Here is a 24,187-nt window from a genome sequence, read left to right on the forward strand (position 1 = left end):
TCACTCTGGAGCAGACACTCGGACCTTTTGAAATAACAAAAGTAAAGGTGTTTCCGGATAACATCCGTTACCATGTTCTTAAGTTGGATACAGACACAAGGTTATTTGGCCTAGATGATTTGTATCAACAAGGGTGGTACCGCGAATAATAGCCTCGTCCCTTTACGGGATAGGGGCTTTTTATATTGCAAATTTTAAGGAGGCATGAAGGTAAATGAAAGAGCAATTAAGTGCGTTAGAAACAGAAGCATTGGAAAAGATAGCGCAAGTAGAAGATACAAAAGCGCTGCAGGAAATACGTGTAGCCTATTTAGGAAAGAAAGGTTCACTTACCGCGATTTTAAGAGGAATGGGAAAGCTATCCAAGGAAGAACGACCTGTTGTTGGTGAAATGGCTAACCATGTGAGGGAATCGATCACAGCAGCACTCGATGAAAAGGGTGAAAAGCTAGAGTGGATTGCCTTGGAAAAACAACTGGAAACGGAAGCAATTGATGTTTCATTGCCAGGGCGACCGGTAAAGGTAGGCGGTCCCCATTTATTAACAAGTATCATTGAAGAAATTGAAGATTTATTTATTGGTATGGGCTATGAAGTAAGAGAGGGCCCGGAAGTGGAAACAGACTATTTTAATTTTGAAGCATTGAATCTACCAAAGAATCATCCAGCAAGAGATATGCAGGATACCTTTTACATTACGAATGAATTATTGATGAGGACTCATACATCGCCAGTACAGGCAAGAACGATGCGTGCGAATGACGGTAGTAAACCAGTGAAAATGATTTGCCCTGGGAAAGTATACCGTCGTGATTCCGATGATGCGACACATTCCCATCAATTTACGCAAATTGAAGGGTTATATGTGGATAAAAACGTTCGGATGAGTGACCTGAAAGGCACACTAGATGCTTTTGCCAAGAAAATGTTTGGCAAAGACCGCGAAATTCGGTTGCGTCCAAGCTTCTTCCCGTTCACAGAACCATCGGTAGAAATGGATATTTCATGTAAGGTTTGTCAGGGGAAAGGGTGTTCAGTTTGTAAACAAACCGGTTGGATTGAAATTTTAGGCGGTGGCATGGTTCATCCGAAAGTATTGTCTATGGCAGGATATGATCCGGAAGTGTACACAGGATTTGCGTTTGGTATGGGACCGGACCGAATTGCCATGTTGAAATATGGTGTGAATGATATACGTCAGTTTTACACAAATGACGCTCGATTCTTAAAACAATACCATCAAGTATAAGGAGGGATTTTACGTTGTTAGTTTCATTAAACTGGTTACGCAATTATGTTGATTTAGGAACAAATCCCCCGGAGGAGCTTGCAGAAAAAATAACGAAATCCGGGATTGAAGTGGACGGCATTGAATATATAGCTGAGAAAAGTACAGGGGTTGTTGTTGGGCATGTAGATGTGTGTGAAAAACATCCGAATGCCGATAAGTTAAATCTTTGTCAGGTGGATACGGGCGAAGAAAAGTTGCAAATTATTTGTGGGGCACCAAACATCGCCGAAGGACAAAAAGTAGCAGTCGCTAAACCTGGTGCGGTACTGCCAGGTGATTTTAAAATTAAGAAAGTAAAACTGCGCGGCATCGAATCAAATGGTATGATTTGTTCGCTACAGGAACTGGGTATTGATGAAAAATACGTACCAAAGGATACTGCAGAAGGGATCTTTGTTTTTCCTGATGATGTAACCATTGGCGACAATGTAGCGGATTTACTCAACTTAAATGATGCGGTATTGGAATTTGATTTAACACCGAACCGTGCCGATGCCTTAAGCATGTTGGGAGTGGCATACGAAACTGCTGCCATTTTAGATGAAGCAATCGAATTTCCGGACGAAACAGTACGGACCGAAAATGAGGCGGCAGCAGATTATATTGCTGTCAACGTGGAAGCGCCTGATCTCAATCCATATTATGGTGCGTTTGTGATTAAGGACATTAAAATTAAACCATCGCCGCTATGGATGAGAAATTATTTAATGGCAGCGGGAATCCGTCCGATCAATAATGTCGTTGATATTACGAACTATGTATTGATTGAATATGGGCAACCATTACATGCATTTGATTATGAGTGTTTCGCATCAGATAAAATCGTGGTTCGCCGTGCTAAAAACGGCGAAAAAATGATTACGCTTGATGATCAGGAAAGAACGTTATCGGAAAAAAATCTGGTGATTACAAATGGTAAGGAACCCGTTGCCTTAGCAGGTGTCATGGGTGGAGCAAATACGGAAGTGCATGAAGGGACAACGACCGTTTTGCTGGAAGCGGCTATATTTGATGCCGTATCTGTTAGGAAAACCGTAAAGGAAACAGGACTACGTAGTGAATCAAGTACTAGGTTTGAAAAAGGTGTTGACCCGAATCGGGTTCACAAAGCTGGTCTACGTGCATGTCACTTATTACAACAATATGCAGATGGTAAAGTACTAGCAGGAACTGTTTCGTTTGATGAATTAGACCGTTCTGAAAAAACTGTTGAAATGGAAACGGCAGAAATTAATAAACGTCTAGGGACATCGATTGCTTCAGAAGAAATCGCACAGATTTTAAGAAAGCTTCGTTTTGAATTTGAACAGGATAAAACAAACTTTATTGTACATGTGCCTACACGACGTGGTGATATTACGATTTTTGAAGATATGCTGGAAGAGGTTGCCAGGATTTATGGCTATGATCACTTGCCATACACGTTGCCTGTTGGCTCTTCACAATCTGGTGGACTTACAGAACAACAACAGTTAAAACGCGATATAGAAGCATATTTGCAAGGTGCAGGATTAATGGAAACCATCACCTATTCCTTAACAAAGGATGACTTGGTTCGTAAACTGGTTAGTCCGGAATTAAGTGATCAAACATTAGTGCCAGTACAACTGTCAATGCCAATGAGTGAGGATCATAAATATTTGCGGTTAAGTATTTTACCGGAATTACTGCAGTCATTGACATATAATCAAAAAAGAAACCAATATGATCTAGCCTATTATGAACTTGGAAGTATATTTATTTCTGACGAGGATACTTTGACGAAACAGCCGACCGAACAGCGTCGACTTGCAGGTGCACTAACAGGGAATTGGCTCGAGCATCCATGGCAGCAGGAAAAGAAAGCAGTTGATTTCTATCTTGTGAAAGGAATTGTCGAAGGACTGTTTGCACATGTGCAAATTCCAGTTACATTTGAACAGGCAAAACTTCCGGACATGCATCCAGGCAGGGGCGCAACAATAAAAATTGCTGATAAAGTTGTTGGATTTATGGGGCAAATTCATCCGCAGTTGCAGAAAATAATGGACTTAAAAGAAACGTATGTATTTGATATCAATATGGAGCAGGTATTCGCAGCATATTCGAATGTTCCCAGCTACCACGAAGTTCCAAAATATCCATCCATCGCCAGAGATATTGCGTTTATTCTTGCTAAAGACGTAGTCGCTGGTGATGTGAAAGCAACAATTGAACAAAGTGGTGCACCACTGGTAAAAGATGTAAAGATTTTTGATTTATATCAAGGTGATAATTTACCGGAAGGCAAGAAATCTGTTGCCTATAGCCTGTTATATCAGCACCCGGAAAAGACATTGACGGACGAAGAAATCGAAGCATCGTACCAGGAAATCATCGAAACAATCAACAAAGCATTTAACGCATATGTACGATCATAGTAAAAAAACGGCAAACTACACATGTAGTTTGCCGTTTTTTATTGCTATGGCATGAATTGTGCAGTGACGAAATGTGGATCGCCAACTAAATCAGCAATCGAAGCACGCCATTTTACAAATATGCCTGCGCTTTTTTTGTGTTAGCAAAATGTGTTTTTGCGCACTTGTTTAAATAGGCTTCTCCCTTTTCATTTATCACTTTTGCGATAGCCTGATCCACTTTTTTCGATGCACCTTTAGGTAACAGGATGCCCGCTTCTTTTGACAGACGATCCATCTCATTGACAAAGCTGGTTCTGGCAATGATAGATCCTGCTGCAACAGCGATAGAGTGGCTTTCCGCTTTTGTCATAAAAAAAGTATTATTTGCAAGCTTTTCCTGTTCAGAAGCAATATGTCTTTGGTAAATAGCGGGCTCACAAAACTGGTCAATTAGTATGCCATCCAACGGGGCATCATCGATTTTTCCCAATAGATTGTTGATAGCATGGTGATGCAACATGGCTTTCATTTTCCCCTGGGACCACCCTTGTTTTTGTAGCCGATTATATTTTTCATTATGTAATATAAGCAATGAATAAGGAATTTTTAATTTGATAATTTCTTTAGATAGCTTTTCAATAACTGGATCTGTCAGGTTTTTAGAGTCTGTTACACCAATACTTTTCAATGTTTCGATTTGATGGGATGGTACATATGCACACGCAACGGTAATTGGTCCGAAATAGTCTCCTGTCCCGGCTTCGTCCGACCCGATATGGTTGGACGCAAATAATGATTGGGGTGGCGTGAATTTCGTTGTCGCCTTTTTAACCTGCTTCGTCTTACCACTTGCGGCTTTCGCAGTTGCATTAAAGGTCCATTTTCCTGCTTCCACTTCTGGTGATGCGCCTTGAAAGAGCACTTTTCCCGATTTGTATGCAGTAATCACTGCGTTTGTGTTTTTGGCACGAAAGATAGCTCCTTGTGGTGTTGACATTAAAGCACCGACATAATGCTGCTGCATTTGATTGATTGTTTCCATTGGTAATACATGAACTTGTTGTGGCATATTGATCTCTCCATTCGTATATTGACTATAGCAAAATCTAATCGATATTGAAATACTTCTTTTTAAAAGCCTTTCATGTTAATATGAAGTGTACTATTTTCTCAGTAGGAGGGAATTCCGTGACAGAAAACAACAAGAAACGAATAACCGTAGATATACAAAATACATCCTATACCATTGTGGGAACAGAGTCAGCTAGTCATGTTCGCTTAGTAGCAAGCTTGGTGGATCAGAAAATGAAAGAAATAAAAGAAATGAATCAGCATTTAGATACGAAAATGCTAGCTGTGCTGACTGCAGTCAATACGATGAATGATTATTTAAAACTAAAAGAAGACTACGCTTCGTTGTTGGGAACTTTAAAAGAGAAAGAGGATTAATCAACTATGTTTGATTTTATTATAATTATATTGTTAATTTTTGGTGTGTTGATCGGATTAAAAAGAGGATTTATTTTACAGCTTTTTCATCTGGTTGGATTTATTATTGCCTTTGTTGTGGCGGTTAAATATTATGATGTTGTGGCAGAAAGGCTGGCATTATGGATTCCATATCCAGAACTGTCAAGTGATAATGCGTGGGCGAACTTCTTACAGTACTTACCATTAGAAAATGGCTTTTATAATGCAGTTGCATTTGCGATTATCTTTTTTGCAGTGAAGATTATTTTACACATTATTGCCTCCATGCTCGATTTTGTCGCATCATTGCCTGTGTTGCATACGATGAATAAGCTTCTTGGTGCCATCTTTGGATTCCTGGAAATCTACCTTATTCTTTTTATTATCTTGTACATTTTGGCATTGACCCCTATCGGAGGCATCCAAACCTGGATGAATAACTCATCTATCGCATTTTTCATTATCGAAAATACACCATATCTATCGGAAAAAGTGAAAGATTTATGGTTTACAAGTATGGACAACATCATGTAAAAAAGCATTCCATTGGATGTAAAGAGACTGGTTCATCTTAATAGAGATACATTTGTATGTCATGTACAATAGTGTTATCTAGAGATAATCAGTCTCTTTTACACGTAAAAACAAGCGGACGAAAAGGATGAAAAATAAATGAACATAAATAAAAAAGATATAATCAATTTACTTGAAAAAATTGCTATTTACTTAGAACTTAAGGGAGAAAACCCTTTTAAAATTTCCGCATACAGAAAAGCAGCACAGGCACTGGAACGGGACAATCGTTCGCTAGCAGATATCGACGACTTTACAAAAATAAAAGGAATTGGTAAAGGGACGAACACCGTAATGATAGAGTATCTAGAAAAAGGAACGTCAGACACATTGGAGGAGTTGCAGGAGGAGGTTCCAGCAGGGCTGATCCCTTTACTGCAATTACCCGGCTTAGGTGGTAAAAAGTTAGCAAAACTATATAAGGAACTTGATGTCACAGATGCTGAATCCCTACAAGTAGCATGTGAATCGGGACAGGTAGAAAATCTGGAAGGATTCGGTAAAAAAACGGCGAAAAAGATTCTTTTGGCAATTGAGGAGTCAGGTAAACGTCCAGAGCGTTTGCCAATTGCGATGATGCTTCCGATTGCAGAAAAACTGGAAGCATACTTAAGCAAAATAGATGCAGTGGATAACTTTTCACTTGCAGGCAGTTTACGAAGGATGCGCGAAACCGTTAAAGATATTGATTTTATTATTGCGACTGCTGAACCGGAGAAAGTTCGCGATGCACTCCTAGAAATTGAAAATATAAAAGAAGTAATCGCTAAAGGAGATACAAAAATTTCCATCACGCTGGATGAGGTTTACGATATTAATGTAGACTTTCGTTTAGTAACGAACGCGGAATTTGCTTCTACGCTACATCATTTTACAGGATCAAAGGATCACAATGTGGCGATGCGGCAGCTTGCAAAATCACGTAGTGAAAAAATAAATGAATATGGCATTGAAGTGGAAGAAACAGGGGAAACTTTAACGTTTTCAACAGAACAAGCATTTTTTAAGCATTTTGGATTGCAGTATATTCCACCAGAAGTTAGGGAAAATACAGGAGAAGTGGAATCATTTCATGAAGATGTGCCCCTCATACAACTGGATGATATTCAGGGTGACTTGCACATGCATACCACTTGGAGTGATGGTGGACAATCTTTGGAAGAAATGGCAGAACGTGTACGTGCAAAGGGTTATAAGTTCATGGCGGTTACAGACCACTCCAAATTTTTACGTATTGCCAATGGGCTGAATGAGACCAGATTAAGAAAACAACGGGAAGAGATTAAGAGATTGAATGATAAATATAATGATCTTTATATCTTTGCCGGTGTTGAGATGGATATTCTACCAGATGGAACACTGGACTTCTCGGACCAATTTCTAAGTGAAATGGATTTTGTAATTGCTGCGATTCACTCCAGTTTTAATCAAACAGAGGATGAAATAATGAATCGATTATATACAGCTTTGGAGAATCCTTATGTCTCATTGATTGCCCACCCAACCGGAAGATTGATTGGAAAAAGAGCGGGTTACAACGTAAATATGGAAAAATTAATCGAGAAAGCCAAAGAGACCAATACTGCGTTAGAAATCAATGCCAATCCAAACCGTTTGGATTTATCTGCTGAATGGGTTCGCAGGGCACAGAAAAGCGGTGTAACGCTGGCGATCAATACAGATGCACATAACTATCAAATGCTGGAACATATGGCATATGGCGTTTCAGTAGCAAGAAAAGGCTGGATTGAAAAGGAAACAGTTATGAATACATGGTCGAAAGCGAAACTGATCGAATACTTCAATCGAAATAAATAAGAACTGGAATGATAAAGGAGTAATGAAGGATGAATGAACGAATTCTCCGTGTACTTGAGTTTAATAAGATAATAGAACAATTAAAAGAGAATGCAGCAACCTCATTGGGACAAGATGCTGCCGCACATGTTAAGCCTGCAACAGACTTTGATCGTGTGCTTGAAATGCATGAAGAAACAGATGAAGCGGCGCAAATTGTTCGTTTAAATGAAGCGATTCCGTTAGGTGGGGTTGTTGATATACGCGCAAATTTAAAACGAAGTGTCATCGGAAGTATGCTCACGACAACAGAGTGTCTTGATGTGGCAAATACGATCTATGGTGGACGTCGGGTAAAGGATTTCATCGAAAAATTAGAAATGGATCTGCCGATTTTAAAAGCACAAGTCGAACAAATTGTGCCCTTAAGGGAATTGGAGCAGGAAATTAAAAACTGTATTGATGATCATGGTCGTGTGATGGATAGTGCCTCACAAAAGCTTCGGGGCCTGCGTTCATCGATCCGTACATTTGAAAGCCGAGTACGGGACAAGCTCGACAATTATACGAAAACAAATAGTAACATGTTATCTGATGCCATTGTCACGATCCGTAATGACCGTTATGTATTACCGGTTAAACAAGAATACCGTGGATCTATTGGTGGTATCGTTCATGACCAGTCAGCATCCGGACAAACTTTATTCATGGAGCCAAAAGCTGTCGTTGATCTGAACAACCAATTACAGGAAGCGACCATTAAAGAAAAACAGGAAATCGAACGAATTTTACAGGCGTTAACGGTGCAAATCGCTTCGCAGGAAACTTATTTACAAGAAAACGTATCCGTACTAGCTTCCATCGATTTTATCTTTTCCCGGGCAAAATTGGGAAATAAAATGAAGGCAGCAAAACCCAAAATGAACAATCGGGGAATTATTAAAATGCAGCAGGCCAGACACCCGCTCATACCAGTAGACGAGGTGGTAGCCAATGATGTTGAAATTGGAGAAAGCTATACATCGATCGTTATCACCGGTCCGAATACCGGGGGGAAAACAGTAACATTGAAAATGGTTGGATTATGTACCTTGATGGCGCAATCTGGTTTACAAATCCCAGCATTGGACGGCTGTGAACTCGCGGTATTTAACGATGTGTTTGCAGATATTGGTGACGAACAATCGATTGAGCAGAACTTAAGTACTTTTTCCTCTCATATGACAAATATCGTTAATATCATCGAGGATGTCGATGATCAATCACTCGTGCTGTTGGATGAACTTGGTTCCGGGACAGACCCGCAGGAGGGCGCTGCCTTGGCAATGGCGTTGTTGGATGAAGTCATATCGAGAGATGCACGTGTCATTGCGACAACCCACTATCCGGAATTAAAGGCATATGGCTACAATCGGGAACAGGTTGTTAATGCCTCCGTTGAATTTGATGTCGAAACACTACAACCTACTTACCGTTTGCTGCTAGGCGTGCCAGGCAGAAGTAATGCATTTGAGATTTCGAAGCGGTTAGGGCTAAATGATACGATTATTGATCGTGCAAAAGGACTTATAGGTGTGGATTCAAAAGGCGTTGACAATATGATCGCTTCCCTTGAGAAGGCACAACTAGGTGCGGAACATGACTATCAGCAGGCACATGACACGCTACTCGATAGTGAGAAGCTAAAGGAACAACTGGAAAAGGAATGGCACAACTTTGAGGGGCAACGGGAAGCATTATTTAAGAAAGCGGAAGAAAAGGCGGAAAAAGCTTTAACCAACGCACGTGAAGAAGCGGAATTAATTGTCGATGAAATTCGCAAAATGAAGACCAACGCAGGGTTGAAAGAGCATGAATGGATCGAAGCGAAAAAAATGCTTGAAGAAGCACAGCCGAATTTGTCCAAGAAACAACAAGATAAGGTTAAAAAACCTTCTCCCTCCAATACAGAGCTCTATCCAGGAGATGAAATCAACCTGTTAACGATCAATCAAAAAGGTACGGTTCTAGAGAAAATTGATAAAAATGAATACCTTGTACAGGTCGGCATTATGAAGGTGAAAGTGAAACGCAAGGATCTCCAATTCATTGGAAAACAAAAACAAGTGGTGGAAAGACCACTGGCGACAGTTAAAGGATCCAGTTATCATGTAAGTACGGAATTGGATTTACGGGGAGAACGCTATGAAGATGCTTTACTTAAATTGGAAAAATATGTAGACGACGCATTGTTGGCAGGCTATCCTAAAGTTTCGATTATCCACGGCAAGGGCACAGGTGCACTTCGAAAAGGTGTGCAGGAATTTGTTAAGAAGCATCCTGGCATTGCTTCCGCCAGACAAGGAACAATGGGAGAGGGCGGTAGCGGCGTTACGGTCATTGCATTCGCTTAAATGAAATACAGCCAACCATCCGTTGTCAGCACAAGTATGATATGAGGAGAGAGTAGCGTGGAAACATTGATTAAAGTGTGCTTTGTTGTAGCAGCTATTTTTATCATTGTCGGAGCTGTTTATTTAATTTGATAATCATAGAAACTAGAGGTTTGAGGCATTCATTTTATAGATAAAGCATATAGTTATAAAGACTTTGAATACGCCGGTGAAAAGGATGTATTCAAAGTTTTTTACACTGATAGAAAAGTATAACTGCCCGCACAAGCCCGATTGGTTCAACTAAGGCTTGGCGATAGGCCAGATTTTCTAGTAATAAGGTGAAAAAATTTCAAAAAATAGAATTTTATCGCTATAATGAATGTATGTACAGATAAAGGAGGAATTATAATGGAAGAGGTAAAAAAATGGCAGCAGCTTTATCCAAGTGAAATACCGATAAGCATTACGTATGACGATAAGCCGTTACATGCCTTTTTGAGCGAAGCTGCTAAATCTTACAAAGAAAAGAAAGCGCTTCATTTCATGGGGAAGGAAATATCTTTTCAGGAATTGTATACGGAAGCAAAGCAGATGGCCCATTATCTGCAATTGTTAGGTTTAAAAAAAGGCGACAGGGTTGCTGTAATGTTGCCAAATTGTCCACAATCTGTCATTAGTTATTACGCAACACTTTTAGCTGGAGGAATTGTTGTCCAAACCAACCCACTTTATAAGGAACGTGAATTGGAATTCCAGTTAAATGATGCGGGTGCAACATTTATTGTGTGTTTGGATATTTTATTGCCACGTGTTTCAAGCATTCGTGGAAACACATCATTGAAACATGTGCTTGTCACTGGTATTAAAGATTACTTACCATTTCCTAAAAATGTTATCTATCCATTTATTCAAAAAAAAGAATATCATATGGTAGTAAAAGTAGAACAAAGCGAGGACACACATGTGTGGCGGCAAATGATGGATCAAACGAATGAAAACTTTACAGAAGTTGACATTAATCCACGTGAGGATTTGGCTTTATTGCAATACACAGGTGGAACAACCGGTCATCCGAAAGGTGTTATGCTGACACATTATAATTTAACCGCAAATGTACAAATGTGTGAAGCGTGGTTATATAAAACGAAACGAGGAGAAGAAATTGTACTTGGTGTATTACCATTTTTCCATGTTTACGGTATGACCGCTGTAATGAACATGTCTATTATGCAAGGTTCTAAAATGATTTTACTACCGAAGTTTGATGCAGAAGAAGTACTAAAGACAATCGATAAACAAAAGCCAACATTGTTCCCTGGAGCACCCACAATCTATGTTGGATTGCTCAATCATCCGGACCTTAAGAAATACGATTTATCTTCCATTGAAGCGTGTATCAGTGGTTCATCAGCACTGCCAAAAGAAGTACAGGAACAATTTGAGCAGGTTACTGGGGGGAAATTGGTTGAGGGGTACGGACTGACAGAAAGCTCTCCAGTTACACATGCGAATTTTGTTTGGGAAGCGCGCGTCAATGGAAGTATTGGTGTGCCATGGCCAGATACCGATTCAAAAATTTTTAGTATGGAAGCATCTGGTGAAGAAGCCGCTACAGATGAAGTCGGTGAGATTGCTGTGAAGGGTCCACAAATTATGAAAGGTTATTGGAATAATCCAGAAGAAACAGAAAATGTATTAAAAGATGGCTGGTTATTTACTGGAGACCTTGGCTATATGGACGAAAATGGTTATTTTTATGTGGTGGACCGACTCAAAGATATGATCATTGCCGGTGGCTATAATATCTATCCGAGAGAAGTGGAAGAAGTACTTTATGAAAATGAAGGTGTCCAGGAAGCAGTTGTAGCAGGTATTCCAGATCCTTACCGCGGGGAAACAGTAAAAGCTTATATTGTCTTAAAAGAAGGGTACACGGTTGATGAAGCTGAATTAAATGCTTATTGCAGAAAACACCTTGCTGCATATAAAGTGCCCAGAATATATGACTTCCGCAATGAGTTACCGAAAACGGCGGTCGGTAAAATACTGAGAAGACAGTTGGTTGCAGAAGAAAAAGAACAACCAATGGAAGATAGTAAAACCGTGTAAAAGAACGATCTAAAAATTTTATACGATAAAAGGACAAACAATGGATTGACAGAATGACCTGATCCCGCTACAATGGAATATGAATGATTATTCATTCATATTGTTTTAAATGTAAGATTTAAGGAGAATAACATGAAGAATAAACCAAAATACAAACAGATCATTGATGCGGCGGTTGTGGTTATTGCAGAAAATGGTTACCATAAATCGCAAGTTTCCAAAATTGCTAAGAAAGCGGGAGTAGCTGACGGAACGATATATCTTTATTTTAAAAATAAAGAGGATATTTTAGTGTCCGTATTTAAAAATAAAATGGGGCAATTTATCGAACAGATTGCATATGCAATCAATCAAAAACAGAATGCGAATGAAAAGTTGCTGACATTGATTGAGATGCATTTTAGTCAACTTTCAGAAGATAGTCATTTGGCAATCGTTACGCAGCTAGAATTAAGACAATCCGATTCTGCCTTAAGGCTACAAATAAATCAAATACTGAAGCCTTATTTGACAGTAATTGATGATGTTATTGAAGAAGGTATCGAAGAAAAGGTATTCAAGGCTGATTTGAATCTCCCGCTTGTAAGACAAATGATATTCGGAACCTTAGATGAAACAGTTACAAACTGGGTTATGAAGGAGCACAAATATGATTTGGTCGAGCAGGCAGTACATGTGCACGCATTACTAACAAATGGCCTGTCGGAGAATTAGCTATGAGTTTCAAATTTTTCAAATTTAACTTATAATAGATGAAGAAGGAGGTTAAACTTTGGGAACATTAGCATATGAATTGAAAAATAAGGTTGCATACTTAACGATTCAAAGCCCACCAGCAAACGCTTTATCCAGTAGATTACTTGACGTTCTTTCCGAACAATTGGATACCATTGAACAGGATGGGGATGCCAAAGTAATTGTTATAAAAGGGGAAGGGAAATTCTTCTCGGCTGGTGCAGACATTAAGGAATTCACTTCTTTTCAAAATGCGTCTGACTACGAATCCCTATCCAGGAAAGTTCAGCAATTGTTTGACCGGATCGAGCACCTGTCCATTCCGGTCATCGCAGCTATCCATGGTGCTTCGTTGGGTGGAGGATTAGAACTTGCAATGGCTTGTCATATCCGAATTGTTACTGAAAATGCAAAAATGGGGCTCCCGGAGGCAACTTTAGGAATCATCCCGGGTTTTGCCGGTACACAAAGGCTTCCACAATATGTTGGAACAGCGAAAGCATATGAAATGATGCTGACAGGTGAGCCAATTAGTGGGAAAGAGGCACATGCACTGGGACTGGTCAATAAACTAGTTTCCGAGGATATGCTACTTGCAGAAGCTACTAAACTAGCAGAGAAAATTGCTGCTAAGAGTCAGCCGTCCATCCAGCGCATAATGAGGTTGATCCCTCTTGCAAAAACAGAACAATTTTCTAAAGGTGTTCAGTTAGAAGCAGAAGCCTTTGGCGAAATATTTGGCTCGGAAGACGCCAGAGAAGGTGTGCAAGCCTTCTTAGAGAAACGTGAACCAAACTTTAAGGATAAATAGTTCAATGCTTATAAGGAGGATATCGTATGAATATTTATGTATTGTTAAAAAAGACATTTGATACAGAGGAAAAAATCGCTGTATCCGGTGGTGTCATTGAAGATGATGGTGCAGAGTTTATCATTAATCCCTATGATGAATATGCCGTCGAAGAGGCCATTAATCAACGGGATGCACACGGTGGGGAAGTTACCGTTGTAACAGTCGGTGATGAAGATTCCGAAAAACAATTACGCACCGCACTGGCGATGGGGGCAGATAAAGCAGTATTAATTAATACCGAAGATGATCTGGAAGATGGCGACCAGTTTACGACTGCGAAAGTTTTGGAAGCGTTTTTTGCAGATAAAGAAGCAGATTTAATTCTTGCAGGTAATGTGGCCATCGATGAGGCAAGTGGACAAGTTGGACCAAGGCTTGCTTCAAGTCTCGGCATTTCCTATGTTACGACCGTTACGAGTTTGAAGATCGATGGGGAAACGGTAAATATTGAAAAGGACGTGGAAGGTGACGTTGAAATCATTGAAACCAGTCTGCCCTTACTTGTAACCTGTCAACAAGGACTAAATGATCCGCGTTATCCATCACTCCCAGGGATTATGAAGGCGAAAAAGAAACCGCTGGAAGAACTGGAAATAGATGACCTGGATCTGGATGAAGATGATGTAGAAGCCAAAACCAGAACAACAGACATCTTCTTACCGCCGGAAAAAGAAGCTGGCAGGGTACTGGAAGGTGACGTTCAGGATCAGGTGAAAGAACTGATATCACTACTAAAAAACGAAGCAAAAGTACTGTAATCCATGTGGATAGAAAGGAGCAACTTACATGAGTGAAAAAATAGTCGTTATTGGGGAAGCAAGAGATGGGGAATTGCGTAATGTAACGTTTGAAGCAATTGCTGCCGCAAAGCAAATACAATCGGATGGTGAGATAGTTGGTGTATTGTGTGGAAAAGAAAATTTAGAGCAGCAAGCGCAAGAAATGATCTATTATGGTGCGAACCGCGTCGTAACGGTTGCACACGATAATTTGGAAACGTATACACCGGAAGGGTATGGTCAAGCGGTTCTAGCTGTTATTGAAGCAGAATCTCCAGGTGGCATTGTGATGGGGCATACGTCCATTGGAAAGGATTTAACACCTAAATTAGCTAGTAAATTAGGATCTGGACTTGTATCTGACGCGGTTGAGATTCAAACCGATGGGGATGAAGTGACATTTATCAGACCGATTTATTCCGGAAAGGCATTCGAGAAGAAAGTCATTACGAGTGGATTGACATTTGTGACGATTCGACCGAATAACATCGCAATGTCGGAACGGGATGAGTCCCGAACGGGTGAAGTAACAGCAAAAGAAGTGGATATTACCGATCTGCGGACCGTGATCAAAGATGTGATCCGAAAAGCTTCTGAAGGTGTTGATTTGTCTGAAGCAAACGTCATTGTTGCCGGAGGTCGTGGCGTGAAGAGTGCAGATGGATTTAAACCGCTCTATGAATTGGCTGATGCCCTAGGTGGTGCAGTAGGAGCTTCCCGTGGTGCATGTGACGCCGATTATTGCGATTACTCCCTGCAAATTGGTCAGACGGGTAAAGTGGTCACACCGGATCTATATATTGCAGTAGGGATATCAGGTGCTATCCAGCATCTCGCAGGTATGTCTAATTCTAAAGTGATCGTAGCGATTAACAAGGATGCAGAATCGAACATTTTTAATGTAGCGGATTACGGGATTGTCGGAGACCTGTTTGAAATTATTCCTTTACTTATTGAAGAAGTGAAACAGTTGAAATAAACGAAAGGGGTCTGGATGATCGCAGTCTGGACCTCTTATTTACGTCATAAGCAAACTAGTAGCATGTGTGTACCAACGATGATATACTCTAGTTTAGAAAGTGCATGATATACATGCTTGATAAGGAGGAGTATAATTGGCTATCGTAAATGTAACGGATCAGAATTTCACAGAAGAGACTTCCAAAGGACTCGTTTTAGCGGACTTTTGGGCGCCATGGTGTGGACCTTGTAAAATGATTGCACCCCTTCTGGAAGAAATTGATGGTGAAATGGAAGAGAAAGTTCAAATAGTAAAATTAGATGTAGATGAAAACCAGGAAACAGCTGGTAAATTTGGAGTAATGAGTATCCCTACATTATTGCTGTTCAAGGATGGCGAAGTAGTGGATCAGGTTATTGGCTTTCAGCCTAAAGAAGCATTAGTTGATCTAATTAACAAACATGCTTAAAGTAAGTATGAATTATGGAATCCCTTGTTGCATCATGTAACAGGGGATTTTCTTGCTTAACCTAATATATAATAAGGAATGTATCAAATGATGAACGAAAATATAAAAGCAAAGTTAGCTGTTCTTCCTGCACAGCCAGGATGTTATTTAATGAAAGACCGTCACAATACCGTTATTTATGTTGGTAAATCAAAATTGCTGAAAAATCGGGTACGTTCCTATTTCAATGGTGCGAATGATCGTAAAACACAACGGCTTGTCCAGGAAATTACAGATTTTGAGTATATCGTGACCTCATCAGAAATTGAAGCACTTATTTTAGAAATGAATTTAATTAAAAAGTATGATCCTAAATATAATGTGATGTTGAAAGATGATAAATCATATCCCTATTTGAAAATAACTTCCGAAAGGCATCCCCGATTACTTATTACACGTAGAGTAAAGAAAGATAAGGGGAAATATTTTGGCCCGTATCCGAATGTGATTGCGGCGAAAGAAACAAAAAAATTGCTTGATCGCTTATACCCATTAAGAAAATGTAACAATCCTCCGGGACGGCCTTGCCTTTATTATCATATGAATCAATGTCTTGCATGCAGTGAGAACCCGCCCACAGTAAAGGAATATCAGGCAATTGTCCAGGATATTACTTCTTTTCTGCAAGGTGGCTACGGTAATATCAAAAAAGATTTGAATTCCAAGATGTATGAGGCCAGTGAACATTTAAATTTTGAACGGGCAAAGGAATTACGGGACCAGATCCAGCACATTGAAATTGTCATGGAACAACAAAAAATGTCTATCAATGATCACACGGATATCGATATATTCGGCTATAGCTATGATAAAGGCTGGATGTGTATTCAGGTCTTTTTTATTAGACAGGGAAAATTAATCGAGAGAGATGTGTCTGTCTTTCCGTTTTTTGATGAACCGGAAGAGAATTTCATTAGTTATATTGGTCGATTTTATTTGCACCAGCATCATCCAAAACCAAAACAAATCCTGTTGCCGATTGGAGCAGATAATGAGTTGGTTAAAGAATTATTAGAAATTGAAGTTCACACACCGTTTAGAGGCAGGAAAAAAGAATTAGTGGAACTCGCAATGGAAAACGCAAATATTTCACTGCAGGAAAAGTTTTCATTGATTGAACGAGATGAAGAACGGACCATTCAGGCTGTCGAACAATTAGGAGAAGCATTAAATATTGAAATACCCCATCGGATTGAAGCATTTGATAATTCAAATATTCAAGGGACAGACCCTGTTTCAGCTATGGTTGTTTTTATTGATGGAAAACAGAATAAGAACGAATATCGTAAATATAAGATTAGAGATGTAGAGGGACCAGATGATTATGAAACAATGCGTGAGGTAATTAGAAGACGATATTCCAGGGTTTTAAAGGATAAACTACCATTACCGGATTTAATCATTGTAGATGGCGGAAAAGGCCAAATGAGTGTCGCCTTAGATGTGTTGGAAAACGAATTAGGATTGGACATCCCACTGTGTGGTTTGGTCAAAGATGATAAACATAAAACAAGTGAATTGTTGTATGGATCACCACCAGAGATAATGGATCTATCCAGGAAGTCGCAGGAGTTCTATCTTGTACAGCGCATCCAGGATGAAGTCCACAGGTTTGCCATCACATTTCACCGGCAATTACGCGGAAAAGGTTTATTCCAATCTGAACTGGACAGGATTCCAGGTGTTGGTGAAAAGCGTCGAAAACTGCTACTTACCCATTTTAAGTCACTTGGAGAAATAAAAAAGGCGTCCATTGCCGATCTAACAAAGCTAGGTATCCCAATCAACACAGCGGAAGATATTATTGGTCATTTAAATGAAAAAGATTAAAAGATTTTGCTTATCGCGAATCCTTGGGGGCGCCTTAGCTCGAACTTATTCGGATGCCCCAAAAATGTATACTTATTTTCATTCAGTGAAATATAAAAAAGCTGTAGTTCATTGTGAACTGCAGCTTTTTGAGAGTTTTAATGTGTAAAGAAAACCGAAAACTCAACCTGCATGATTTTGCTGTTGATTTCTTCTACACACTCACATTCCACATTCTCTAATTGTTGTATCGCTTCAGCCAAAAAACCTGATTCCAAGTAAAACTCAATGTCTAACGAAGCTTGTAGTCTCCGCGCAATTGAATCAGACATTAAATGAAATACAAGTTCTTTTTTCTTTTCTTTGACTAATTCGAGCTTACCCCATCCCATTTTTTCAAAGGTATAGTAAATGTCTTCTACTGCTTGTAAATCGAGACTTCTTGCCAAATTTCTTCCCATAAAGTAAAGCAATGTCTTTGATTCTGTTCCTAATAATTCAGGCAATGTCATATATCTAAGTACATCATAACCGGCACCTGCAGTATATAAATCCTCTAGTTGAGAAACGGGCAATAATTGTTGTGTTTTTGACATTGGTGTCATCCTTTCCGTCATTATCTATCGATTGCTTCTCGATAAATATCGATAGACTCATTATCCATATAACAAAGGAATTTAGCAAGTACACGCATCAGATTTCAGTTAACTTTTTGTGTTTTACAGTTACTTATCTTGACGCTTATTGTAGTAAGAAGTACAATAAATATGTCACAATTCGAACATGGGTGCAGAATTTATGTGAAATTATACTAATGTCTTGTTGTGCAGCAATTTATTAAGAATACATAATTGATTAAGGGGGGTAAACATGGCAGATCATCGTGAATTTAATTACAGGCGGTTACACTCGCTTCTAGGTGTAATTCCAATCGGTGTCTTTCTGGTTCAGCACTTGGTGGTGAATCATTTTGCTGTGTATGGTGAGGAAAGTTTTAATAAAGCAGCAGGATTTATGGCAGGGCTACCATTTGTACTAGTGTTGGAAACGTTTGTAATCTATCTGCCCATATTGTTTCATGCGATTTTAGGGGTTTATATTGTTTTTACAGCACGAAATAATGTGAAAAATTACGGGTATTTCCGTAACTGGATGTTCAAGTTACAACGAATTACCGGTGTTATTGTGCTTGTATTTATCGCATGGCATGTATGGGAAACACGGATTCAGATTGGACTTGGAAATGCAGATTTAGATTATAGCTTAATGGAAAATATTTTAACGAATCCAATTATGTTCTGGTTTTACATCATTGGGGTTGTTTCAGCTGTTTTCCACTTTGCGAATGGGCTATGGAGCTTTGCAGTGACTTGGGGCTTAACACAATCGCCAAAATCACAGAAAGTAGTTTCATATGCAACTATACTTATATTCTTAGTGATCAGTTACATTGGTGTCAGAACGTTGATTCAATTTGCATACGGAGCGTAAAAATAGAAGGAGTGAGTATTTAAAATGAGTAATCGTAAAATTGCCATTGTAGGTGGTGGGCTTGCCGGTTTGATGGCAACCATCAAGGCAGCAGAAGCAGGCGTAAATGTTGACCTGTTTTCCATTGTTCCTGTTAAACGCTCTCACTCTGTGTGTGCCCAGGGCGGTATAAATGGTGCAGTGAACACAAAAGGTGAGGGGGACTCTCCTGCAAAACACTTAGATGACACCGTGTACGGTGGGGACTTTTTAGCAAACCAGCCACCGGTAAAAGCAATGTGTGACGCGGCACCAGGAATTATCAGCTTGTTGGATCGTATGGGTGTTATGTTTAACCGTACGCCGGAAGGTCTGCTTGATTTCCGACGTTTTGGTGGAACAAGTGTCCATCGTACGGCATATGCAGGGGCAACTACTGGACAACAGTTACTATATGCACTGGATGAACAAGTTCGTCGTTATGAAGTAGAAGGATTAGTAACGAAATATGAAGGATGGGAATTCCTTGGGGCAATTATTGATGAAAACGGTGTCGGTAAAGGGATTGTCGGACAAGATATTAAAACCCATGAAATAAAATCATTTGCCTCAGATGCAACGATTATGGCAACCGGCGGACCGGGAATTATCTTTGGAAAATCGACAAACTCAATGATTAATACGGGTTCCGCAGCAAGTGAGCTGTATCAGCAAGGTGCAAGATATGCAAATGGAGAGTTTATTCAAATACATCCAACTGCAATCCCGGGGGATGACAAACTGCGCCTCATGAGTGAGTCAGCTCGTGGTGAAGGTGGGCGTATTTGGACATATAAAGACGGCGAACCTTGGTACTTCCTAGAAGAAAAATATCCTGCTTACGGAAATCTTGTAACACGTGATATTGCTACAAGAGAAATTTTTGATGTGTGTGTGAATCAAAAACTAGGAATAAACGGAGAAAACATGGTTTATCTTGATTTATCCCATAAAGATCCGGATGAATTGGATGTTAAGCTTGGCGGTATCCTTGAAATCTATGAAAAATTCGTTGGAGAAGATCCGAAAAAAGTACCAATGAAAATTTTCCCTGCTGTTCACTATTCGATGGGTGGATTATGGGTGGATTATGATCAAATGACAAGTATTCCGGGAATATTCGCAGCTGGCGAATGTGATTATTCACAACACGGTGGTAATAGACTGGGAGCTAACTCCTTATTATCAGCGATTTATGGTGGCTCTGTTGCCGGACCAAACGCAATCAAATATATTGATGGATTGGAAACGCATGTAGAAGATATGTCTCCTGAGCTATTTGAGGACAGACAAAAAGAAGAACAAGAGAAATTTGATAAACTGATGAGTATGGATGGCGAAGAAAATGCTTACCAAATTCATGCAGAGCTCGGTGAATGGATGACAGATAATGTCACGGTTGTTCGCCATAATGACAGATTGAAAAAAACAGATGAAAAAATCAAAGAATTGATGGAACGCTGGGAAAACATAAATATTAATGATACTTCCCGTTGGAGTAACCAGGGTGTTATGTTCACACGTCAATTGAAAAACATGCTGCAGTTAGCACGTGTTATAACTATTGGAGCGCTAAACCGTAATGAAAGTCGTGGGGCACATTACAAACCGGATTATCCTGAAAGAAATGATGAAGAATGGTTGAAAACGACCATAGCTACTTATGATAAAGAAAAAAATGAACCAGTATTCACATATGAAGAGGTAGACACTTCTTTAGTTAAGCCAAGGTTACGAGACTATACAAAAGCACATTAGAGGGGAGAAGATAAAAAATGGCTGAACAATCAACAGTTACTTTTATTATAACGCGGCAAGATGGCCCAGATTCTGCTCCTTATGAAGAAACATTTAATATACCTTACAAACCAAATATGAATGTTATCTCTGGGTTAATGGAAGTCAGAAGAAATCCCGTAAATGCAAACGGTGAAAAGACAACACCGGTTTATTGGGATATGAACTGTCTAGAGGAAGTATGCGGTGCTTGTTCTATGGTTATTAACGGGACAGCGAGACAATCATGTACCGCGCTTGTTGACAAATTAGAGCAACCAATTCGTTTAGAACCGATGAGCACATTCCCGGTTGTTCGCGATCTAATTGTAGATCGTGAACGGATGTTTGACGCTTTAAAACAAGTAAAAGCTTGGATTCCAATTGATGGAACCTATGATTTGGGATCTGGTCCACGTATGCCTGAGAAAAAACGCCAATGGGCATATGAGTTATCAAAATGTATGTCATGTGGTGTGTGTTTAGAAGCTTGTCCAAATGTTAATGATAAATCAAACTTTATTGGACCTGCCGCGCTATCGCAAGCCCGCTTATTCAATGCACACCCAACAGGTGAAATGAATAAAAGCGATCGTCTTGATGGATTGATGGAAGATGGGGGAATTGACGGCTGTGGGAACGCACAAAATTGTGTTCAAGTTTGTCCAAAAGGAATTCCATTGACCACGTCTATTGCAGCAATGAACCGTGCAACCAATATACAAGCATTTAAAAATTTCTTTGGCAGTGACAATGCCCAATAATCTTTAAGTGCAAAAGGGCCCTTACGATTAATTGTAAGGGCCTCTTTTACATAAATGTAAAGTTGTTGGAAAGGAGGAAGGGTATTGAAACAAATTTCATATATTAAGGATATAGATACATGGAGAGCCGGCTTTTCCTTTTCGATCCCGATTAATATTCGCTTTTCAGAAACGGATATGTTTGGACATGTTAATAATGTGTCTCCGTTTATCTATTTTGAGGAAGCAAGAATTGAATTTTTAAAAACAATTGGTTTATTTGATGATCCGAATAATGATGAAGGTATGCCGATCGTGGCAGATTTGCAGTGTGACTACTTGCAGCAAATGTTTTTTGGTGAAAAAATAAATTTGTATGTAAGGGTAGATCATGTAGGAAACACATCACTTGATGTTCATTACATGGCATTAAATGAAAAGGGAGAAATCTCATTAACTGGCCGGGGGAGAATGGTCTATATTCATCCGGGGACAGGTAAGCCAATCCAGATAACAGATGAAATCAAGCAAGCACTTCTGGAAAAATAAGCAAAACAAGTCTGATATTAGGGAACTTGGCATTCGCCGTGTTTTTAATTACTGTCAAAAAATAAAACCGACTTCTCAATGAAAAGTCGGTTTTTCACACTTAACCGGTAGAATGGTTCAACTAAAGAACGGTCGGTACATGCACCAGCCGTTTAAAGTTCAACTTTCGTTTAGAGTTTTAGTTCCCCCATACGAAGGAGCTCTACTACGGCTTGTGATCGCCCCTTAACTCCCAGCTTTTGCATGGCATTTGAAATGTGATTTCGAACAGTTTTTTCGGATATAAACAATTCCTGGGCAATTTCCTTTGTTGTCTTGTCTTGTACTAACAGTTCGAACACTTCTTTTTCACGCTTGGTTAGTATTTGCTTCGATTTGTACTCGTTTTCCTTCAAATGTTAACCCCTCCTTGCTGTCATAGAGCATCATGCTGAAGGGAAATTATTCAGTCCTTATAGCTTATGAAGCCGTAAAGAAACAGTGCGTGTCATCATCTTAAATATTAAGAACTCGGGCGACCATCCTTTCAAATCGTGGATAACATCCATTCACCATGGTATCTTTTTTCATGTAACGTTCAAAAATATGATAAACTATTAAAAAGTACAGCAGTGGGAGGTAAGGAGTTGAAAAGTGAAGTATCCATTGAATCAATTAAAAAGTTAGAAAAAAGACTTCGCTATATATCGGGTACAATTAAGCAAAATGGTCGTAAAATATTAAATAATTACCCGATCACATCTCCACAATTTATCGCGTTACAATGGTTATTGGAAGAGGGAGATTTAACGATTGGAGAGCTTTCCAATAAAATCAGCCTTGCTTTCAGTACAACAACAGATTTAGTGGATCGTATGGAGAAGAATGAACTGGTAGAAAGAACCCGTGACTTGAAGGACCGGCGCGTTGTGCGTATTCATCTTTTGGAAAAGGGAAAGGTCATCATTCATGAAGTGATTGAAAAGCGACAGGTATATCTAGGAGAAGTTTTAGAGAAATTCACTGAGGAGCAGACAAGCTCATTAAATGAACTTCTCGATTTCCTCCACGAACAAATGAAAATGGTAGATGAAAAATAACAGCATAGAAGAGGCGATTTTTTTGGATCAGGCTATCGGTGTAATTGATTCTGGTGTTGGCGGCTTAACAGTAGCGCACGAACTTATGCGTCAATTACCGAAAGAGCGATTAATTTACTTAGGGGATACGGCCAGATGCCCATATGGACCAAGGTCAAAAGCCGAGGTGCAAAAATTCACATTTGAAATGGTCGATTTTTTAATGAATAAAAATATAAAAATGCTTGTGATCGCATGTAATACTGCAACAGCTTTTACACTGAAAGCACTGCAGGAAAAATTAACGATTCCTGTGATTGGCGTTATTCAGCCCGGTGCACGAGCAGCGATTAAGTCAACAAAGAATAACCGCGTTGGAGTGATTGGCACGGAAGGAACGGTCAGAAGTCAGGCGTATACACAGGCATTACATAGTATAAATGAAAATATTCATGTTAATGCATTGGCATGTCCGCTATTCGTACCGATGGTTGAGCAAGGAATATTATCAGGTCCGCAAGCAAAAGAAATTGTAGAGGAGTCATTACAACTATTTAAACTGAATAATCATCAGGACACACTGATTCTGGGTTGTACGCACTACCCCTTGATTAAAGATACGATACAGGAAGTCATTGGTATGGAAGTTACTGTGATTTCCTCTAGTGAGGAAACGGCACGGGAAACGAGTACGACCTTAGATGTTCATGGTTTGCTGTTTCATGGCGAACGCATAGCTAACCATGAATTTTATACGACGGGTGAGCTAGATATTTTTATTAAGATTTCCAAAAGTATCTTCCAGCATTCGAATCTGCAAACAGTCTCGATTGAACAAGCAATCTTAAACTAATTTTCTGCACAGATTAATTCTGCTTGCTTGGTCTATTTCCTGCGATGGGCTCGTATAT

The 24,187-nt window shown here is 39.5% G+C and carries 22 protein-coding genes; 19 read left to right on the top strand and 3 right to left on the bottom strand.

Annotation, left to right across the window (positions count from 1 at the left end; translation table 11 throughout):
- The first annotated feature begins 214 nt into the window (after positions 1 to 214).
- The gene (gene pheS / locus JOC34_RS00565; protein WP_205134769.1) at positions 215 to 1,249 is read left to right on the top strand and encodes a phenylalanine--tRNA ligase subunit alpha; all 1,035 of its coding nucleotides are present in this window, start codon (positions 215 to 217) and stop codon (positions 1,247 to 1,249) included.
- Positions 1,250 to 1,263: 14 nt separating this feature from the next.
- Complete coding sequence (pheT, locus tag JOC34_RS00570) at positions 1,264 to 3,690, top strand: phenylalanine--tRNA ligase subunit beta (RefSeq protein WP_205134770.1); 2,427 nt, start codon at positions 1,264 to 1,266, stop codon at positions 3,688 to 3,690.
- Positions 3,691 to 3,802: 112 nt separating this feature from the next.
- Here the strand turns inward: pheT and rnhC are convergent, their stop codons facing one another.
- The gene (rnhC, locus tag JOC34_RS00575; RefSeq protein WP_205134771.1) at positions 3,803 to 4,741 is read right to left on the bottom strand and encodes a ribonuclease HIII; all 939 of its coding nucleotides are present in this window, start codon (positions 4,739 to 4,741) and stop codon (positions 3,803 to 3,805) included.
- An 83-nt stretch (positions 4,742 to 4,824) separates the two neighbouring features.
- Here rnhC and zapA point away from each other — a divergent pair, with 83 nt between their 5' ends.
- From zapA to uvrC, 11 genes are all read left to right on the top strand, one after another.
- On the top strand, positions 4,825 to 5,121 hold the full coding sequence (gene zapA, locus JOC34_RS00580) for a cell division protein ZapA (RefSeq protein WP_239544011.1): 297 nt from the start codon (positions 4,825 to 4,827) through the stop codon (positions 5,119 to 5,121).
- Between the two features lie 6 nt (positions 5,122 to 5,127).
- Entirely contained in the window at positions 5,128 to 5,676 is a 549-nt protein-coding gene (locus tag JOC34_RS00585) for a CvpA family protein (RefSeq protein ID WP_205134773.1), read from the top strand.
- Positions 5,677 to 5,814: 138 nt separating this feature from the next.
- Entirely contained in the window at positions 5,815 to 7,533 is a 1,719-nt protein-coding gene (polX, locus tag JOC34_RS00590) for a DNA polymerase/3'-5' exonuclease PolX (protein WP_205134774.1), read from the top strand.
- A gap of 29 nt (positions 7,534 to 7,562) precedes the next feature.
- Positions 7,563 to 9,905, top strand: coding sequence for an endonuclease MutS2 (locus JOC34_RS00595; protein WP_205134775.1), 2,343 nt, complete (start codon positions 7,563 to 7,565; stop codon positions 9,903 to 9,905).
- 390 nt (positions 9,906 to 10,295) lie between these two features.
- The gene (locus JOC34_RS00600; protein WP_205134776.1) at positions 10,296 to 11,996 is read left to right on the top strand and encodes a long-chain-fatty-acid--CoA ligase; all 1,701 of its coding nucleotides are present in this window, start codon (positions 10,296 to 10,298) and stop codon (positions 11,994 to 11,996) included.
- 132 nt (positions 11,997 to 12,128) lie between these two features.
- Complete coding sequence (locus JOC34_RS00605; protein ID WP_205134777.1) at positions 12,129 to 12,710, top strand: TetR/AcrR family transcriptional regulator; 582 nt, start codon at positions 12,129 to 12,131, stop codon at positions 12,708 to 12,710.
- Between the two features lie 58 nt (positions 12,711 to 12,768).
- Complete coding sequence (locus JOC34_RS00610; protein WP_205134778.1) at positions 12,769 to 13,542, top strand: enoyl-CoA hydratase; 774 nt, start codon at positions 12,769 to 12,771, stop codon at positions 13,540 to 13,542.
- A 26-nt stretch (positions 13,543 to 13,568) separates the two neighbouring features.
- Positions 13,569 to 14,342: an electron transfer flavoprotein subunit beta/FixA family protein gene (locus JOC34_RS00615; protein ID WP_205134779.1), complete on the top strand. Its 774-nt coding sequence runs from the start codon at positions 13,569 to 13,571 to the stop codon at positions 14,340 to 14,342.
- A gap of 28 nt (positions 14,343 to 14,370) precedes the next feature.
- On the top strand, positions 14,371 to 15,342 hold the full coding sequence (locus JOC34_RS00620) for an electron transfer flavoprotein subunit alpha/FixB family protein (RefSeq protein WP_205134780.1): 972 nt from the start codon (positions 14,371 to 14,373) through the stop codon (positions 15,340 to 15,342).
- 136 nt (positions 15,343 to 15,478) lie between these two features.
- Positions 15,479 to 15,793 (top strand): thioredoxin, encoded by a 315-nt coding sequence (gene trxA / locus JOC34_RS00625; protein ID WP_205134781.1) that lies wholly within the window; start codon positions 15,479 to 15,481, stop codon positions 15,791 to 15,793.
- Positions 15,794 to 15,883: 90 nt separating this feature from the next.
- A complete protein-coding gene (gene uvrC, locus JOC34_RS00630) occupies positions 15,884 to 17,662 on the top strand; it encodes an excinuclease ABC subunit UvrC (protein ID WP_205135890.1) in 1,779 nt (592 codons plus the stop codon).
- 137 nt (positions 17,663 to 17,799) lie between these two features.
- On the opposite strand, the gene JOC34_RS00635 is transcribed toward uvrC, so the two are convergent.
- Positions 17,800 to 18,237 carry a DUF2507 domain-containing protein gene (locus JOC34_RS00635; protein WP_205134782.1) on the bottom strand — a complete coding sequence of 146 codons (438 nt, stop codon included), beginning with the start codon at positions 18,235 to 18,237 and terminating at the stop codon, positions 17,800 to 17,802.
- A gap of 274 nt (positions 18,238 to 18,511) precedes the next feature.
- On the opposite strand from JOC34_RS00635, the gene JOC34_RS00640 reads away from it, so the two are divergent.
- From JOC34_RS00640 to JOC34_RS00655, 4 genes are all read left to right on the top strand, one after another.
- Positions 18,512 to 19,132: a succinate dehydrogenase cytochrome b558 subunit gene (locus JOC34_RS00640; RefSeq protein ID WP_205134783.1), complete on the top strand. Its 621-nt coding sequence runs from the start codon at positions 18,512 to 18,514 to the stop codon at positions 19,130 to 19,132.
- A 24-nt stretch (positions 19,133 to 19,156) separates the two neighbouring features.
- On the top strand, positions 19,157 to 20,908 hold the full coding sequence (gene sdhA, locus JOC34_RS00645) for a succinate dehydrogenase flavoprotein subunit (RefSeq protein WP_205134784.1): 1,752 nt from the start codon (positions 19,157 to 19,159) through the stop codon (positions 20,906 to 20,908).
- Between the two features lie 17 nt (positions 20,909 to 20,925).
- Positions 20,926 to 21,690, top strand: a complete 765-nt coding sequence (sdhB, locus tag JOC34_RS00650; protein ID WP_205134785.1) for a succinate dehydrogenase iron-sulfur subunit — start codon at positions 20,926 to 20,928, stop codon at positions 21,688 to 21,690.
- 84 nt (positions 21,691 to 21,774) lie between these two features.
- Complete coding sequence (locus tag JOC34_RS00655; RefSeq protein ID WP_205134786.1) at positions 21,775 to 22,218, top strand: acyl-CoA thioesterase; 444 nt, start codon at positions 21,775 to 21,777, stop codon at positions 22,216 to 22,218.
- Between the two features lie 170 nt (positions 22,219 to 22,388).
- On the opposite strand, the gene JOC34_RS00660 is transcribed toward JOC34_RS00655, so the two are convergent.
- Positions 22,389 to 22,613, bottom strand: coding sequence for a helix-turn-helix domain-containing protein (locus tag JOC34_RS00660; RefSeq protein WP_205134787.1), 225 nt, complete (start codon positions 22,611 to 22,613; stop codon positions 22,389 to 22,391).
- A gap of 231 nt (positions 22,614 to 22,844) precedes the next feature.
- Here JOC34_RS00660 and JOC34_RS00665 point away from each other — a divergent pair, with 231 nt between their 5' ends.
- Together JOC34_RS00665 and racE are read left to right on the top strand one after the other, a co-directional pair.
- Positions 22,845 to 23,297, top strand: a complete 453-nt coding sequence (locus JOC34_RS00665) for a MarR family winged helix-turn-helix transcriptional regulator (protein ID WP_205134788.1) — start codon at positions 22,845 to 22,847, stop codon at positions 23,295 to 23,297.
- Between the two features lie 22 nt (positions 23,298 to 23,319).
- Complete coding sequence (gene racE, locus JOC34_RS00670) at positions 23,320 to 24,129, top strand: glutamate racemase (RefSeq protein WP_205134789.1); 810 nt, start codon at positions 23,320 to 23,322, stop codon at positions 24,127 to 24,129.
- The last annotated feature ends 58 nt before the right edge of the window (positions 24,130 to 24,187 follow it).

Source organism: Virgibacillus halotolerans, from assembly GCF_016908515.1.
GTDB lineage: Bacteria > Bacillota > Bacilli > Bacillales > Amphibacillaceae > Virgibacillus_M > Virgibacillus_M halotolerans.